The 13,995-nt window shown below is 39.7% G+C and carries 16 protein-coding genes; 4 read left to right on the forward strand and 12 right to left on the reverse strand.

All coding sequences use genetic code 11. The features are described 5' to 3' along the window. Positions 1–6 precede the first annotated feature (6 nt). From pfkB to WKU33_RS03145, 3 genes are all read right to left on the reverse strand, one after another. Positions 7–909, reverse strand: a complete 903-nt coding sequence (gene pfkB, locus WKU33_RS03135; RefSeq protein ID WP_156857215.1) for a 1-phosphofructokinase — start codon at positions 907–909, stop codon at positions 7–9. After that, on the reverse strand, positions 906–1,655 hold the full coding sequence (locus tag WKU33_RS03140; protein ID WP_156857214.1) for a DeoR/GlpR family DNA-binding transcription regulator: 750 nt from the start codon (positions 1,653–1,655) through the stop codon (positions 906–908). Before WKU33_RS03140 ends, pfkB begins: the two co-directional genes overlap by 4 nt. Positions 1,656–1,772: 117 nt before the next feature. After that, positions 1,773–2,285 (reverse strand): GNAT family N-acetyltransferase, encoded by a 513-nt coding sequence (locus tag WKU33_RS03145; RefSeq protein WP_198042668.1) that lies wholly within the window; start codon positions 2,283–2,285, stop codon positions 1,773–1,775. 169 nt (positions 2,286–2,454) lie between these two features. Between WKU33_RS03145 and WKU33_RS03150 the strand changes: the two genes are divergently transcribed. Then, the gene (locus tag WKU33_RS03150; RefSeq protein ID WP_156857213.1) at positions 2,455–2,796 is read left to right on the forward strand and encodes a hypothetical protein; all 342 of its coding nucleotides are present in this window, start codon (positions 2,455–2,457) and stop codon (positions 2,794–2,796) included. A 466-nt stretch (positions 2,797–3,262) separates the two neighbouring features. Here WKU33_RS03150 and nadX read toward each other — a convergent pair whose 3' ends face one another. Then, positions 3,263–4,039: an aspartate dehydrogenase gene (gene nadX, locus WKU33_RS03155; RefSeq protein ID WP_156857212.1), complete on the reverse strand. Its 777-nt coding sequence runs from the start codon at positions 4,037–4,039 to the stop codon at positions 3,263–3,265. A 115-nt stretch (positions 4,040–4,154) separates the two neighbouring features. Then, on the reverse strand, positions 4,155–4,721 hold the full coding sequence (locus WKU33_RS03160) for a DUF4256 domain-containing protein (protein WP_156857208.1): 567 nt from the start codon (positions 4,719–4,721) through the stop codon (positions 4,155–4,157). 109 nt (positions 4,722–4,830) lie between these two features. Between WKU33_RS03160 and WKU33_RS03165 the strand changes: the two genes are divergently transcribed. The 3 genes from WKU33_RS03165 to WKU33_RS03175 all read left to right on the forward strand — a co-directional run bounded on the left by WKU33_RS03165 (position 4,831) and on the right by WKU33_RS03175 (position 5,827). Next, positions 4,831–5,187, forward strand: coding sequence for a DMT family transporter (locus tag WKU33_RS03165; protein ID WP_156857207.1), 357 nt, complete (start codon positions 4,831–4,833; stop codon positions 5,185–5,187). Positions 5,188–5,251: 64 nt separating this feature from the next. After that, entirely contained in the window at positions 5,252–5,503 is a 252-nt protein-coding gene (locus WKU33_RS03170) for a DMT family transporter (protein WP_340453171.1), read from the forward strand. 75 nt (positions 5,504–5,578) lie between these two features. After that, complete coding sequence (locus tag WKU33_RS03175; protein WP_156857205.1) at positions 5,579–5,827, forward strand: hexameric tyrosine-coordinated heme protein; 249 nt, start codon at positions 5,579–5,581, stop codon at positions 5,825–5,827. Positions 5,828–5,893: 66 nt separating this feature from the next. Here the strand turns inward: WKU33_RS03175 and WKU33_RS03180 are convergent, their stop codons facing one another. From WKU33_RS03180 to WKU33_RS03210, 7 genes are all read right to left on the reverse strand, one after another. Further along, entirely contained in the window at positions 5,894–6,466 is a 573-nt protein-coding gene (locus tag WKU33_RS03180; protein WP_156857204.1) for a DUF6434 domain-containing protein, read from the reverse strand. A 107-nt stretch (positions 6,467–6,573) separates the two neighbouring features. Beyond that, complete coding sequence (locus WKU33_RS03185; protein WP_156857203.1) at positions 6,574–7,278, reverse strand: hypothetical protein; 705 nt, start codon at positions 7,276–7,278, stop codon at positions 6,574–6,576. Positions 7,279–7,311: 33 nt separating this feature from the next. Then, positions 7,312–8,151: an ABC transporter ATP-binding protein gene (locus WKU33_RS03190; protein WP_340453175.1), complete on the reverse strand. Its 840-nt coding sequence runs from the start codon at positions 8,149–8,151 to the stop codon at positions 7,312–7,314. A gap of 32 nt (positions 8,152–8,183) precedes the next feature. Beyond that, a complete protein-coding gene (locus WKU33_RS03195) occupies positions 8,184–8,729 on the reverse strand; it encodes a histidine phosphatase family protein (RefSeq protein ID WP_156857201.1) in 546 nt (181 codons plus the stop codon). A gap of 626 nt (positions 8,730–9,355) precedes the next feature. Then, complete coding sequence (locus WKU33_RS03200; RefSeq protein ID WP_156857200.1) at positions 9,356–10,366, reverse strand: ABC transporter ATP-binding protein; 1,011 nt, start codon at positions 10,364–10,366, stop codon at positions 9,356–9,358. 171 nt (positions 10,367–10,537) lie between these two features. Then, positions 10,538–11,458 carry a S66 peptidase family protein gene (locus tag WKU33_RS03205; RefSeq protein ID WP_340453178.1) on the reverse strand — a complete coding sequence of 307 codons (921 nt, stop codon included), beginning with the start codon at positions 11,456–11,458 and terminating at the stop codon, positions 10,538–10,540. Positions 11,459–12,311: 853 nt separating this feature from the next. Beyond that, the gene (locus WKU33_RS03210) at positions 12,312–13,994 is read right to left on the reverse strand and encodes a peptide ABC transporter substrate-binding protein (protein WP_340453180.1); all 1,683 of its coding nucleotides are present in this window, start codon (positions 13,992–13,994) and stop codon (positions 12,312–12,314) included. Position 13,995 lies beyond the last annotated feature (1 nt).

Raw genomic sequence — 13,995 nt, forward strand, 5'->3', positions numbered from 1 at the left:
TCCTTTTTAAAGTTTTGTTACAGTAGTTTGATTAATTAAAGCATTTATTTCATCTGCTTTCGCTAAATCATAGGAAAACGCTGTTGCACTTCCAGCAGCAAGTCCCATTTTAAAGGCTTGAACGATATCATTTGTCTTTACATTTTCTCCGATGAAGCCTGCAACCATGGAATCTCCCGCCCCAACAGAGTTTTTCAATTCCCCTTTGGGACTGATTCCTTTATAAACCGCATCTTCTGTAAATAATAATGCTCCATCTGCACCCATAGAAACGATTGCATGACGAGCACCTGCATCGATTAATTTTTTCCCTGTTTCAATTATGTCCTGCTCCTCCGTCAACTTAACGGAATATAATTGCTCCAACTCTTGTAAATTCGGTTTAACGAGCAGTGGATTGTAAGCTAAAGACTTTTGCAAATCATCTCCAGTTGTATCGATTACAAATTGGGCATTGATTTCTCGAATGATTTTTTCATAAAAGTCATCCGGCAGAGAGGGGGACTTGCTTCCCGATAAAATAACGATATCATCAGAAGAAATCGCTTTAAGCTTTGCCATTAATTTTTCAGCCTCTTCGGGTTGAATGACAGGCCCTTTGCCATTAATTTCTGTTTCCGGATTCGTTTTTAATTTGATATTAATCCGTGTATCGCCTGCAATTTTTGTAAAGTCTGCGGCAATCCCGTCACGTTTAAGCCATTCCGAAATAAAATCACCTGTAAAACCACCTATAAATCCAAGTGCCTTTGTGTCCATGTTTAATTCATGTAATATGCGCGACACATTGATTCCTTTTCCACCGGGAAGCTTGAAATCCCCATCCATATAATTCAATTCGCCTATATTCACTTGCTCCAATTGCACGATATAATCAATGGATGGATTCAACGTCACCGTATAGATCATTGCTCCGCCTCCAATATAGTTGTTTTTTCCTGATAATTTGTTAAAGAACGATCCGTCCTATTTGTAATAATAGTTGCTTCCTCGATATCACCGACCTTGGAGAATGTCACCTTCTCCCACTTTGAATCGTCCGCTAACATATAAGCCATTGCGGATTGAGTTATAGCGGTTTTTTTGAGTGCAGCCTCATCCGGGTCTGGTGTCGTGTAGCCATATTCCAAATGTATTCCATTCGTGCCTAGAAAGGCTTTGTTAAATTGATAGCTTTTCAAATCCCGCAAGCTATCAGTCCCGATAACCGCTTTAGTAGAATATTTTACTCTTCCGCCAAGCAAGAAAGCCTGTATTTCTTTATCCGCAAGCAGGGAAGCATGGGCAACCCCATTCGTCACGACGGTAATGTTTTTAGCTGTTAAAAAGTTAATCATTGCTAGTGTTGTTGTACCTGCATCTATATAAATCACATCATTTTCTTTCACGAGTGAGGCAGCCAATTTGGAAATGGTTTGTTTTTCTTGAATGTTTTTGGATGATTTTTCCGAAACAGATAACTCTTCCTCCAACTGATAGGTACTTCTTGCTCCCCCATGAATACGTGTAAGAAGCCCTTTACTTTCCAACTCGCTTAAGTCTCTTCTGATCGTTGATTCTGAACATTGGAGTTCATTCATTAACGCTTGGGACTTTACAATATTATTTTCCTTTAGTTGTTTCAGTATAAAAGAATGCCTCTCCTCGGTTAACATAACAATCCCTCCATCACCCTTATAATACCATCAAAAACAGTCATAATCAATCATAAAAAGCCATTCATCATGTATGATGGAATGACTTTTTAACACCTATAATTCATGTTCTATTATTTAAGATGCACCATCTGCTAAAAATAATTCCGTATCTAGTACCATGCGAAGAGTCTTTAATATATGCCCGTCAAAATCATCATCGAACACATCGACTACTTGAAAACCTTTTGCATTATAAAATGTGTGTCCGATTTCATTATCTCTTTCTACATTTATGTAGACTTCTTTTACCCCTTCCAACCGACTAATCCCTTCTTTCAGGAAAGCCGTTCCGATTCCTGATCCTTGATTTGCGGGATCAATATAAATTGCTCCAAGTTCAGCTTTACCATCTGAGTCTGCTGGAGAATAATTGGCAAATCCAACTACTTTCCCTTCTACTTCAGCTACGAGCAACAAGGAATTAATCACACGGTGCTCCATACTTGCATCACTATAGGCAGCATTTAAGAATTTTTCCTGAATTGCCGATGGAATAATTTCTTCATAGGTTGCATTCCATGTCTTTTTCGCGATTGCTTGAACGCTTGAAATATCAGATAGCTTCATTTTGCGGATGGTGAATGACAATGAACCCTTCCTCCCTTTATAATTAAATATTTTCCTTAAGTATATACAACTACATAAGCATTACAATCAAATTATATTCGCTTTATGAGACAGCTTCGAAACAAATATCAACTCTTTCAAAATAACTAGAAATCCTCTATAATTATCGTACAAGGGAGGTGAAAAAAGGATGGAACAAGAAACTGTTTTAAAAGAAATACTACATGCATTCAAGCTTCATGCACAACATATTGATGAAAAAATGGATGGCTTGAAAACAGAGCTTGATTCTAAAATGGATAACATGAAAACAGAGCTTGAGTCCAAAATGGATAACATGAAAATAGAGCTGGAATCTAAGATGGACAAAGGCTTTTCACGTGTTGACCATCAAATTACCGAGCTTGGAAAAAAGGTAGATGGAATCCGTACAGAATTAAATGAAACAAATGAAAACGTGGACTATCTATTAAGCAAAAATGCCCAACACGAAAAGAAACTACGTCAAATCTTCGAGCAGCAACAGATATAAGCCACTCATGCTGCACAATCCCTATAATAAGCAGTCCCCTCCTATTTCCTCAGTTTTACAAAACAGTGGAGATGGGAAGGGGTCTGTAATTTTTCTAATTAAAAAATGACCGTTTGGATGAACATTTACTTTATGGCACTATAATCCTCATTTTCAATCCGCGCTCGTGCTTATATATTTTTTGTTTCCTCATTTATTTCATTTTCTCGTTTAAGTTTATGCTGAAAAAAATTTTAAACTGCAGTATTTTTTCACATGAATTGAAAGTTTGTATTAGCGCAAAATAAATGATAAAAGGAGTGATTCAAATGAGTAAAGGTAAAAAGAAAAAGAACAAGAGTAAAGAGGAATTAAACGCGATGAAAGATGACAAAAAATATCCGCAGAATCGTCCACCGAGATAAATGAAATTTCATTCATTGAGGGTACTTTTATTCCCTCAATGAATGTTGATTCATACGTGCACTCAACCAATTCTTATATTCTTACCGAGCCTTTCCAAGGTCCCTAATATACTCAGCGCTGCCAAATAACTCGTTTTCGGATTGGATGGTAGTGGCTTGTTATGAATAGTAAAGGTTGCCTCCCCAAAGTCCCCGGCCATTTCGATCTGGTGGATATTTTTATCAATATGTGGATCAGCAATAATGCGCACCATCGTCTGCTCTATTCCTAAACCGGCAAGGGAGAGAACAATCGAGACATTGATATTTTTAGGAAATTGTTTGATTGCATCTGCTGCTTGCCCTTCAAAGACTGTCTTTTCCTCTGTTATGACCCCATCTATTAGGGAATGGGCTGGCTTTCTTGTCGTTAGCGAAATATTCTTCACCGTTTCCAGAGCGCTAGCATTTTGCAGTAAATCAAGACCGCCGATTGCACCAGATGGTAAGTGGATGACATGATTATGCTTACTCGCAAGCTTGGTAAGTTCGGTTAAGAGTGCTTCATCAACAAGTGCGCCAATACTGATTAAGACAGCATCCTTCTTTCGTATCGTTGCTGGGATCAGATTTCGTACAGCCTCCACGTTCGCCGCTTCCACAACTAGATCAATGCCCGATTCCAAGAAAGTATCAAAATCGGTATAAAGCTTCACGTCAAATTCAGCTTCCAATCTCTGATATTTTTCTCTGTCTCGCACGTAAACACTCGTTATTCTGTGTTCCTCATGACTAGCATGATTGATTTCTTTTAATAAAAAGTTCGCAATGGCCCCGGCACCAATTAAACCGATATTCATGGAGCTCCTCCTTTAATGGGATACGATAATTTCTGTCACTGACATTCTTTTTTATCTGGGACAGTTGCTCTGACCCCCTGTCCCACCTACATTTCATTGTGGCGGATCGTTTCAATCAGACGCGGAGCAATCCTCGAAACCCGCGAGATCCATAATAAGAATCTGCTCCATTATGGTAAACAAACACTTGACCATACCGGTAATCACAAAATATCGCCCCACCACGTTCACGAATCGATGCTGGGGTCTTCACCCAACTTGATGTTTTCTGATCAACTGCCTCAAGCTCTTGTAATTGGCGGTATTGCTCTTCAGTTAATAACTCAATGCCCATCTCTTCTGCCATGTCCATAACACTCGTTTTTGGTGGGTACTTTTTCCGGGATTCCAGTGCCTCGCGATCATAACAAACACTCCTGCGACCTTTAGGGCTTTCTTTCGAGAAATCGCAGAAAATAAACTCCTCTGTAGTCTCATCGTACCCCATGACATCCGGCTCTCCCCCTGTCGCTTCCATTTGCTCTAGGGATTTTAATTTTTCAGGTAGCTTCTGCAACTTTGCAGCTATTTCTTCCCAATCTAAATTCTCGTGTCGATGCATATTCGCTTTAAAACGTTCTTCCAATGTATGGAGAAGCTGTTCTTTTTCGTTGTTCACCATGTTCATACTCCTTTCGCTCATCCTTCTTTATAAAACATTATATCCGACTAGAAACTGATTTGATAGACTTTTCCCCTATTCTGTCGTTAAGATAGTAGTAATTGCTTTTGATTAAAGGAGGTTCCCTAGCATGGGATGGATATATGTTTTATTCGCTGCAATTATTGAAGTAGTATGGGTGCTTGGTTTAAAGTACTCGGATAACTTCTGGATGTGGACAGGGACAGTGATTGCAATTATTTTTAGCTTTTACTTTGTGATCAAAGCGTGTGAAGTGCTACCGTCAGGTTCGGTCTACGCCACCTTTACAGGTTCCGGGGCTGCCGCGATTGCAATCATTGACTTCTCCTTTCTGGGAGAGGCATTTACACTAGGAAAAGGTTTCTTTATTTTACTCATCATCATTGGTGTTGTCGGTATTCAATTAACGACAGATGAAAAGGATCGATCCGATGATTCGCTTGCAGCAAAGGAAGGTGACGTGTAAAATGGCTTGGTTTTATTTATTTCTTGCAAGCTTCGGTAAAATCTTCTGAGTGGCAAGTATTAATATGTATTTAAAAAAGAGAGCATGGAGTTGGCTCCTCGTATTAGTTGTGTGCTTTTCCCTTGGCTTTTATTTCCTCGGACTTGCCATGCGTGACATTCCACTCGGAACAGCCTATGCGATTTGGACGGGACTTGGGGCAACAGGTGCAGTAATCATGGGGGTTACGTTTTTTAAAGAAGCGATGAATTTAAAGCGGGTTCTTTTTCTACTATGCATTATTAGTGGCGCTGTCGGTTTAAGGTTGGTTTCTTAAATGGTAGGAACAAAGAGCTTCTCAACTTAATAAGCTATATTGGGTAATTATCACGAGAATAGGAGTTGGGAGCTTATGAAGAAGAAATGGCTAAAAAGCTTAAAAACAAACACGCCCCAGGAAGGGTTCGAATTAGCAATCTTACTGGCCCAAAAAGGGATTGAATATACCCAGCCATCTGAAAGCATCCGAAAAAAGATACGTCCAAAGTATTCAAGAAATCCAGATAATCTTATCGCCGCTTCCGAGGTGATTGCGATTCATTATCAAACGGTTGCCGCTGCGAATGACTACTGGAAATCAAGTACAAAGGTACATTTTTAGAGGGTTATTTTAAAGGAAGTTTCTCTTTTGTTTGGAGGTACTTCCTTTTTATATTGAGATATGAATCTAATAATTTTTTGGCTTATACTTGTTGCTTCCAGGAAGTCTCTTAATTTTATTCCAGGCTTCAACCGCTTTTTTACGGCTTTTTCCTTTATTATTCGGATCAGCAAAAAAGTCACGGATAAATTGATTATACTCAAATTGAGGTGCGATTTTTTTCTTGTACGCAGGGTCTTTCTTTCGTTCTTCTTCCTCATACCAAGCATTTACTGCATCCCGATACGTTTTTCCAACATTGTTCTTAAAATAGTTTTGTATGTAAGTTGAAAAGTGAAACGTTGGTATAACAGTTTTAAAAAAAGTTCGCACATGTTGACTACAACGATGGTTTTCTGTAATGACTGTATCAAGACTTAATTCCACTTGCGATGCCACTTTCTTAGTAGTTTTTGAACTCTTAGCAGGTTTTATTTTCTTTCCTGTTAAAAGATAGGTTTCGATTCTATCAGAAATCTCTATTTTGGAACCAGAAGGACTTAATCCATTCTCTCTACAAAATATTTGTAATTCTTCTTTTAACCAATAGAAATCTTTAAAGCTTTGGACACTAATCTCTTTCGTTAAACTGGGCTTCAAAAACATCACCTCCAAATATGCTTAACAACATATTAGAGCATACGTTCCCGTTAGTCAAATTTCATAATTTCCTTTTTAATTTGGAGTGTTTAATATATTAGGTCGCCCTAGCGCAACCGCTTTGCTAACTGCAAAAATAAGAAAATGATTATAAATGAATAAATAATAACCCAAATAAAAGGAAATCGTGCAAGATCATAGATATAACCGCCATCCCACTTCAATAATGGTGTTTGTGTAATCGTTGCAGGAGGCATAACCCATAGAACATTTTTCAAAAATGAAGGTAAGACACGCTCAACTCCAATAGCTGCTAGAGATAATACGATAGTTAGAGTAAGCCCACCAAAAGAATTAATTGCGCTTTTCATAATTACTTTACTAAATAGGCTTGCAAGACTAACCCCTAAAATACCCAAAATAAGGTAATTAGCAAAAGAAACTAGCCCAATTGTTAAGGTTACCGGTTCACTAAACATGTTAAAGACAATTGGATATAACAAAGCATAAACCGAAAGGATGCTGGAAATTATAACAGCAGAGATTAGCTTTGATACATAATAACGATTCCAACTTCTTACTTGAATGGCCATCAATTGTCTTTGAACAGGTGGATCAAGTTGTAAAATGCTTAAACAAACCCATGCAGATATGATATATAGAATTACTGCTGTTACTGCATAACTGTCGATAATCGGATTAGGTGTATAAGTATAAAATACAAAAATTAAAATCATAAAAGTTGAAATAGGCGGGAAGTATTTATGAGACCGAATATAATCATGTAACGTATATTTTATTAAATTTTTCAACCGAACCTCTCCTTAAATTGACGGAAGCAAATGTCATCGTTCAGCATTTTCTTGCGTTTGTACCGGCACGACACGTTGAATACTTGCTTGTAATTGAAGTATTCGATACAACACTTTATTACTGTCTTTCGCATGGACATAGAGTAACAGTTTATCTTCCTTTTTCTCTACGTTAATTATTTCCTTCCATTTTTCCACATGAGAATTATCCAGGTATTCTACTTCCACTAGTTTGATAGGCTCGTTTGTAATATCGATCGCTTTTGTAAGCAATCCATTTTTCACATGGTATGTAGTATCAATCACTTTCTCAAATAAATTGGATTCATGATAGGTAAGTAGAATCGTAGTACCTTCCTTTTTAAACTCTTTGATGATCTTGAGTAATTCTTGCTGAGCGAGGGAATCAAGTCCTGAAAGTGGTTCATCAAGAATCAACAGGTCCGGTCGTTGCATAATGGCTTGGATAATTCCAACTTTTTGAATGTTCCCTTTCGATAAACTCATCACCCATTGACTATTGAATTGTTCCAGTTTAAAACGTTCAAGCAATTCCGGTATAGACTTTTTGATAATGGATTCAGGTATTCCACTAATCTTGCCAACATAATTTAAATATTCTCCAGGAGTAAAACGAATATTCTTTGGAAATCTCTCAGGGACATACCCAATGTTAACTTTTTTGTTTTGAAAAATTATCTTCCCTGTAGAAGGCCTTTCAATTCCCGCCATGATTCGTAATAGCGTACTCTTTCCAACCCCATTTCCACCTAGTATAGCAATAATCTGTTGTTTATCGATAGTTAATGAAATATCATGTAAAACATTTTTCCTATCATAGGTTTTACCGATATTTCTAAGTTCAACTAGCATATTACTTCCCTCATCCAATTCCATCACCTTCTCTATTCATTCCATATGCGCTTGTATTGGAGTTTATCTTTCATTATACTTAAGAGAAATACATCAGGATTTGAGAGTTCTTTCCATTGTTCAAAACCGAATGTTTCATCGTAATAATGCAATAGCAAAGAGATAATACCACCGTGCCCCACAAGTACCATATTTTCAAAGTTACTGCTAAGCATTTCTTCTACAACCTCTACAATCCGGCGCATCGCTTCATTTCCAGACTCTCCCCCTTCATATTTCAAATCCATGTTTTGGTACGCGGCTTCAAGTTTAACTTGCCAATCGGGAAAAAACTGCGAACTCAATACTCGTTCTTTTAACCGATGATCTGTCTCGATTTTTAATTGATGATTTTCCGCAAACGGCTCGATTGTTTGAACAGCTCGTAAATAGGGACTGGAAACTATTTTATCTACTCTTATATCCGTTAAAAAGTTACACAATTCTTCCGCCTGCAAGAAACCCTTTTCCGTTAAGCTTGCATCAGGCTCCTGTCCGGTTGCTTCACAGTGCCTTATGACATAAATATTTTTATTCATCGTGGTTCACCTTTCATGAGAATCCTCGAGCACATGAACAATGAATGTCACCTGCTCCCCTTCCTACGATCAATGGTATGTTTCTATTTTCCAATAACTCTACACGAATATTAAAAGTGGGTCAAACAGAGAAAAATGAAATCCTTAATGGGAAGCCCGTTGCAATCGTTTGGATGTGATATCCTATTGCTAGACAGACAAGAGTTGACACTTTAAACCATGCATTTCAAAACTGGGAGGCGCTAAGTATGACCCCGGAAGAATCGCTTGCATATGAATCGCGATTCAAACAATATTTTAGGTGAAGAAGCTACTCAGCGGGAAAAAATGAGGTAGAACAGACCAAAAAGGGGATAGAGAAGACCAAGCATGAAGTAGATCGGATAAAACAAGAAGTAGAACAAAGAGAGCATCAGCTTGAGCGGAGAACGAAGGAAGCGGACAGGAAAATAATAAAAGCCAAAGAGGCATCAACCAAAATAGCTCATAAGCTTTTAGCAACTGGGATGAATGGTGATTTCTAGAAACCAAGTGATTGAAATGAAGAAAAACATAAAAGAGATGAATTGAAAGGAAAACAAACCCCCTGGGTTCACAGGGGGGTTGTTCCATCTCCACCCAAAAATCTATTGTATATTCACAGTCGGCACCTTCGCCTTTTCATTTTTCATCTCATTATTGAACAAGTGACATGCAACAAAATGGTTATCGTCCACTTCCTTCCAACTTGGCTTTTTCTTTTTGCAAATCTCCATTGCAAACGGACAACGCGTACGGAAAACACAGCCACTTGGAGGGTTAATCGGACTCGGAAGTTCTCCCCGCAAAATAATTCGTTCTCGGGACGCTTCTACATCCGGGTCGGGTATAGGAATAGCGGATAATAAAGCTTGTGTATAAGGATGAAGCGGTTGTTCATAAAGTGTTTTACTACTTGTCAGTTCTACTAAACGTCCTAAATACATGACCCCAATCCGGTCAGAAATTTGCTTCACCATGGAAAGGTCGTGGGCGATAAACAGGAAAGTAAGCCCTTTCTCTTCCTGCAGTTGTTTTAACAGATTCACAACTTGAGCTTGCACAGAAACATCAAGTGCTGAAATCGGCTCATCAGCGATAATGAAGTCTGGATCTAATGCAAGAGCCCGAGCGATACCAATTCGTTGGCGCTGTCCACCACTAAACTCATGGGGGTAACGATTGGCATGCTCACGGTTCAAGCCAACCACTTCCAGCAATTGATACACCTTTTCATTTTGTTCTCTCTTTCTTTTATACAATTGATGGACTTCCATCGGTTCAGAGATAATTTCCCGCACGGTTGAGCGTGGGTTTAAGGATGCATAAGGATCTTGGAATATCATTTGCATTTGCCGGCGCAGTATAAATAATTCTTTTTCCGTTAATTCATGTACATTGCTATTACCGAATAATACATCGCCTGCCGTCTTCTGATAAAGTCCCATAATTGTCCGCCCGATTGTTGATTTCCCACAGCCCGATTCACCGACTAGTCCAAATGTTTCTCCTTTATTTATATGAAAAGTTACATCATCAACTGCTTTCAGAATGCGATTTTTACCGAGGCTGAAATGTTTCTTCAAATTTTTAATTTCTAATATTTTCTCTTCTGCCATCGCTACTCCCCCTCTCAATTTTTTTCACGTATTAACGGTCTGTAATACCCCCGCCTTTAAACAAGAGGGTAAACCAAGATGTCAAGGTGGGGGATATACAGTCCGTAAATACCTGATTCTGTTGAACTAACATTTAGTGGGGAGGGAAAGAATCCCCCACTGAATGAAGGTTCACTTTATGACTCCGGGCATCATTGATAATGTTTTCGTTTGGGTATTCATCGTTGCTGGAACACCTAGCGGAATACCAATGTTCGGGGAACAATGCCCTATTGCAAATCCACTCATTACTGGGGCGGACAAATCACTTAAATAATGGGAGAGAATGTCTTCTAGATTGCAAGATGGTTTCGTATTTGATTTTACTTGAGTAAAGGAGCCAACAACCACTCCAGCAGCTTGGGTGAGTTTACCAGCGACTTTTAATTGATTCAGCATGGAGTCAATCCGGTAGGGCGGTTCATTCACATCTTCTATAAGTAAAATTTTCCCAGCTGTATCGATTTCATAAGGGGTCCCTAAGGTGCTGGTGAGTAGCGTTAGGTTCCCACCGACCAAATTCCCACTTGCCTCCCCTTCTGCGAGAACTTCTAGCGGTGAGACTTCCTCGCTATATTGCAGGCTGGTCGGTTCAAATAGCTGTGACAAGGATGCAAGGGTTTGCTCATCAATATCTGGTGATGCTAAATCAGAAGCAGGCATTGGACCATGAAATGTGATGAGTCCCGTTTTTTGTTGGATCGCTACATGTAAGTACGTAATATCACTGTAGCCCCAGATGATCTTAGGATGTTGTGCTAGTAAATCATAGTCAAGGGATGAAGCAAGTCTTGGAGTACCATAGCCCCCGCGGGCAAAGATAATTGCTTTTACTTCCTCATCTGCTAACATTTCATTAAAGTCAGCTAACCGCTCCTCATCTGTTCCAGCTAAATAACCGGATACTTTTGCGATATTTCTCCCTACCTTCACCCGAAGACCGAGATTCGTGAAAAAAGGGATCGCTTTTCCTAGGCGCTTCATATTTGGCGGACTTGCCGGGGCGATAATTCCAATGGTATCACCTTTTTGTAACGCTTTTGGCCGTAGCATAGTATACCTTCTTTCTAAAGAATTAAGAACAGGTTTTATTTAAAATATTTCTAGTGTCTTGTAGGATATTGATTTCAGGGTGGGAATGCATTCTCATACCGTGAAAAGTGATAGGGGAATACTGATACGATTAATTAGAGTGTCCCAATCAACTGTAGCAATCAGAATACAAATACTTCAGGTAATTAAAGCGCTTCTCATCAACTGAAGATAGTTGAACGCCAATAGTTTAAGCAATTAGAACAGCCCTCATTGGCCGAAGAAAGCTTAACGTTAACAATTCAAGCGATTAGCGCACCCCTCATCCACCGAAGAAAACTAAACACTAATGATTCAAACGATTAGAAGACCCCTCATCCACCAAAGCAAGCTCAACACTAACGATTCAAGCGATTAGAGCGTCTTTCATCAATAAAGATGAGCAAAACGCTGACGACTCAAGCTTTAAGTGCACCTCCAACTTATAAAATAAGAGCGAGTCTGGGACATAACTTCTTAGTATAGTTATAAATCCGAACGAATGATAAGAAAGAGCATCAACAATCGCTCCGGGAATATACTTCGCGCATCCTTTGGCGGCTGGAGAACCTCGACGCATAGGACGTTAATGTCAGACGTTGCCACATACGAGAGCGTTATTATTCTGCCTCGGGCTAAGCACTAAGGGGGTTTCACCGATGCCGGCCGACGAACAGGGGTTTCTAGTGCCGGCGTTGGTCACAGGACGTGACCGTACTTAGCCGGCCTCCTGCTGGAGTCTCCGCATATTCCCAGAGCTAGTTAGCAGTTTTGTTCGGATTAATTCATATTAGAATCGTTATGTCCCAGCCTCATCCTTTCAATTAAGTGTACTTTATTTCTTCTCCGCATATTTCAGGTCAAAATATCCGACCGGATGGCGCAGAATTCCCTCCACTCCATCTGCTTCAAGTACTACCGTATTGTAATAGCGTAAAGGTGCAGCAATCATTTCGTCAGCTAACATTTTCTCTGCTTCATATAAATACTCCCAGCGCTTTTCTTCATCTGCTTCCGACTTACCTTTCACAATCAAATCATCATATTCGGGATTGGAAAAGCCAGTACGGTTCATATAAGAATCTGTGATGAAACTCTCAAGGAAGTTAATCGGGTCATTGTAATCGTTAATGAATGAACTGCGGGAAAACTGCAGTTCGAGTGCCTGCTGTGCGTCTACAAAGACATTCCATTCGAGGTTCTCCAGGGTAACTTCAACACCCAAGTGTTCCTTAAACATCCCGTGCAATGCTTCTGCCACCGCTTTATTTGTGTCACTTGTATTATAACTTAACGTAATTTCCGGTAATTCTTCATATCCTTCCTCAGCCATCCCTTCCTCGAGTAACTGCTCTGCCAACTCGGGATCAAAGGTAACAAGGTCACCATTTATATCACGGAAATCTTCGCCTGTTGGACTTTGATGACCTGGGTTAATAAACCCGAAAGCTGGCTCCACCCCGTTTTTCACTACAAATTCCGCAATATCATCGCGATTAATTGCATGCGAAAATGCTTGGCGGATTTTCTTATTTTGAAATGGTTCCATTTCGACATTAAATCTAAAAAATTCTAGCCCACCACTCGGTCCGATAAATACATTATCCCCGTCTATCAACTCATCGGATAATTCTGGTGGAATGCTCGCCGTATCCAGCTCACCTGCTTCAAACATCTGATATTGGGTATTTGTATCATTCACCATCGCGAAGTGGATTTGATCCAACTTCACTGCGGCGGCATCCCAATAATATTCATTTTTTGCAAATAGCATTTCTTCATCATGATTCCATTCTTCTAATGTAAAGGGACCATTTCCTACAAAGGTTTCCGCCTCGGCATGCCAATTCGGATCAGACCCAGCTACCTGCTGGTTGATTGGGAAAAATGCCGGATTCGTCAGTAAATCAAGAAAAAAACCTGTCGGTTGCGCGAGCACGACTTCAAGTGTCTTTTCATCGACCGCGCTAACTTTTACATCATCAACCGAGCCTTCCCCACTGTTATATTCTTCAGCCCCCTCAATGAAATAGGCTAAGAATGCTGCCGGTGAAGCAGTTTCTGGATCAAGCATATATTTCCATGCATATTCAAAATCCGCTGCGACAACCGGGTCACCATTCGACCAACTCGCTTCTTCTCGTAAATAGAACGTGTATGTCAGTCCATCATCCGAAATATCCCAGCTTTCTGCTGTCCCAGGACCTGGTAGGTGTTCCTCATCTAAGCGGGTCAACCCTTCCATTAAGTTATTAAGCGGGTCCCAAGATACCTCGTCAAAGCCAATCGATGGATCTAGTGAAGCTGGCTCCGTTCCGTTATTCAATCGCAATACATTTTCACCAAGGGTTATTTCCTCTTCCGTAGTCTCCTGTTCCCCCTCTTGTTCCCCTGTTTCCTCCTCTTCATCTACCTGTTCCTTTGGCTCAGCTTCCCCTTCCGGATCCTCTGTCGCCGTACAAGCTGCTAGGAAAAACACAATAAATACCGCTGATAGAAAGATGAGTAGCTTTTTCATT

Origin of the sequence: Oceanobacillus sp. HCA-5259 (assembly GCF_037892815.1) — a bacterium.
Taxonomy (GTDB): Bacteria; Bacillota; Bacilli; order Bacillales; family Amphibacillaceae; genus Oceanobacillus; species Oceanobacillus indicireducens.

Coding starts and splice junctions, on each gene's coding strand:
- pfkB (WP_156857215.1), bottom strand. CDS start 909: ATGATCTATACGGTGACGTTGAATCCATCCATTGATTATATCGTGCAA.
- WKU33_RS03140 (WP_156857214.1), bottom strand. CDS start 1,655: ATGTTAACCGAGGAGAGGCATTCTTTTATACTGAAACAACTAAAGGAA.
- WKU33_RS03150 (WP_156857213.1), top strand. CDS start 2,455: ATGGAACAAGAAACTGTTTTAAAAGAAATACTACATGCATTCAAGCTT.
- nadX (WP_156857212.1), bottom strand. CDS start 4,039: ATGAATATCGGTTTAATTGGTGCCGGGGCCATTGCGAACTTTTTATTA.
- WKU33_RS03160 (WP_156857208.1), bottom strand. CDS start 4,721: ATGAGCGAAAGGAGTATGAACATGGTGAACAACGAAAAAGAACAGCTT.
- WKU33_RS03165 (WP_156857207.1), top strand. CDS start 4,831: ATGGGATGGATATATGTTTTATTCGCTGCAATTATTGAAGTAGTATGG.
- WKU33_RS03170 (WP_340453171.1), top strand. CDS start 5,252: ATGTATTTAAAAAAGAGAGCATGGAGTTGGCTCCTCGTATTAGTTGTG.
- WKU33_RS03175 (WP_156857205.1), top strand. CDS start 5,579: ATGAAGAAGAAATGGCTAAAAAGCTTAAAAACAAACACGCCCCAGGAA.
- WKU33_RS03190 (WP_340453175.1), bottom strand. CDS start 8,151: ATGCTAGTTGAACTTAGAAATATCGGTAAAACCTATGATAGGAAAAAT.
- WKU33_RS03195 (WP_156857201.1), bottom strand. CDS start 8,729: ATGAATAAAAATATTTATGTCATAAGGCACTGTGAAGCAACCGGACAG.
- WKU33_RS03200 (WP_156857200.1), bottom strand. CDS start 10,366: ATGGCAGAAGAGAAAATATTAGAAATTAAAAATTTGAAGAAACATTTC.
- WKU33_RS03205 (WP_340453178.1), bottom strand. CDS start 11,458: ATGCTACGGCCAAAAGCGTTACAAAAAGGTGATACCATTGGAATTATC.
- WKU33_RS03210 (WP_340453180.1), bottom strand. CDS start 13,994: ATGAAAAAGCTACTCATCTTTCTATCAGCGGTATTTATTGTGTTTTTC.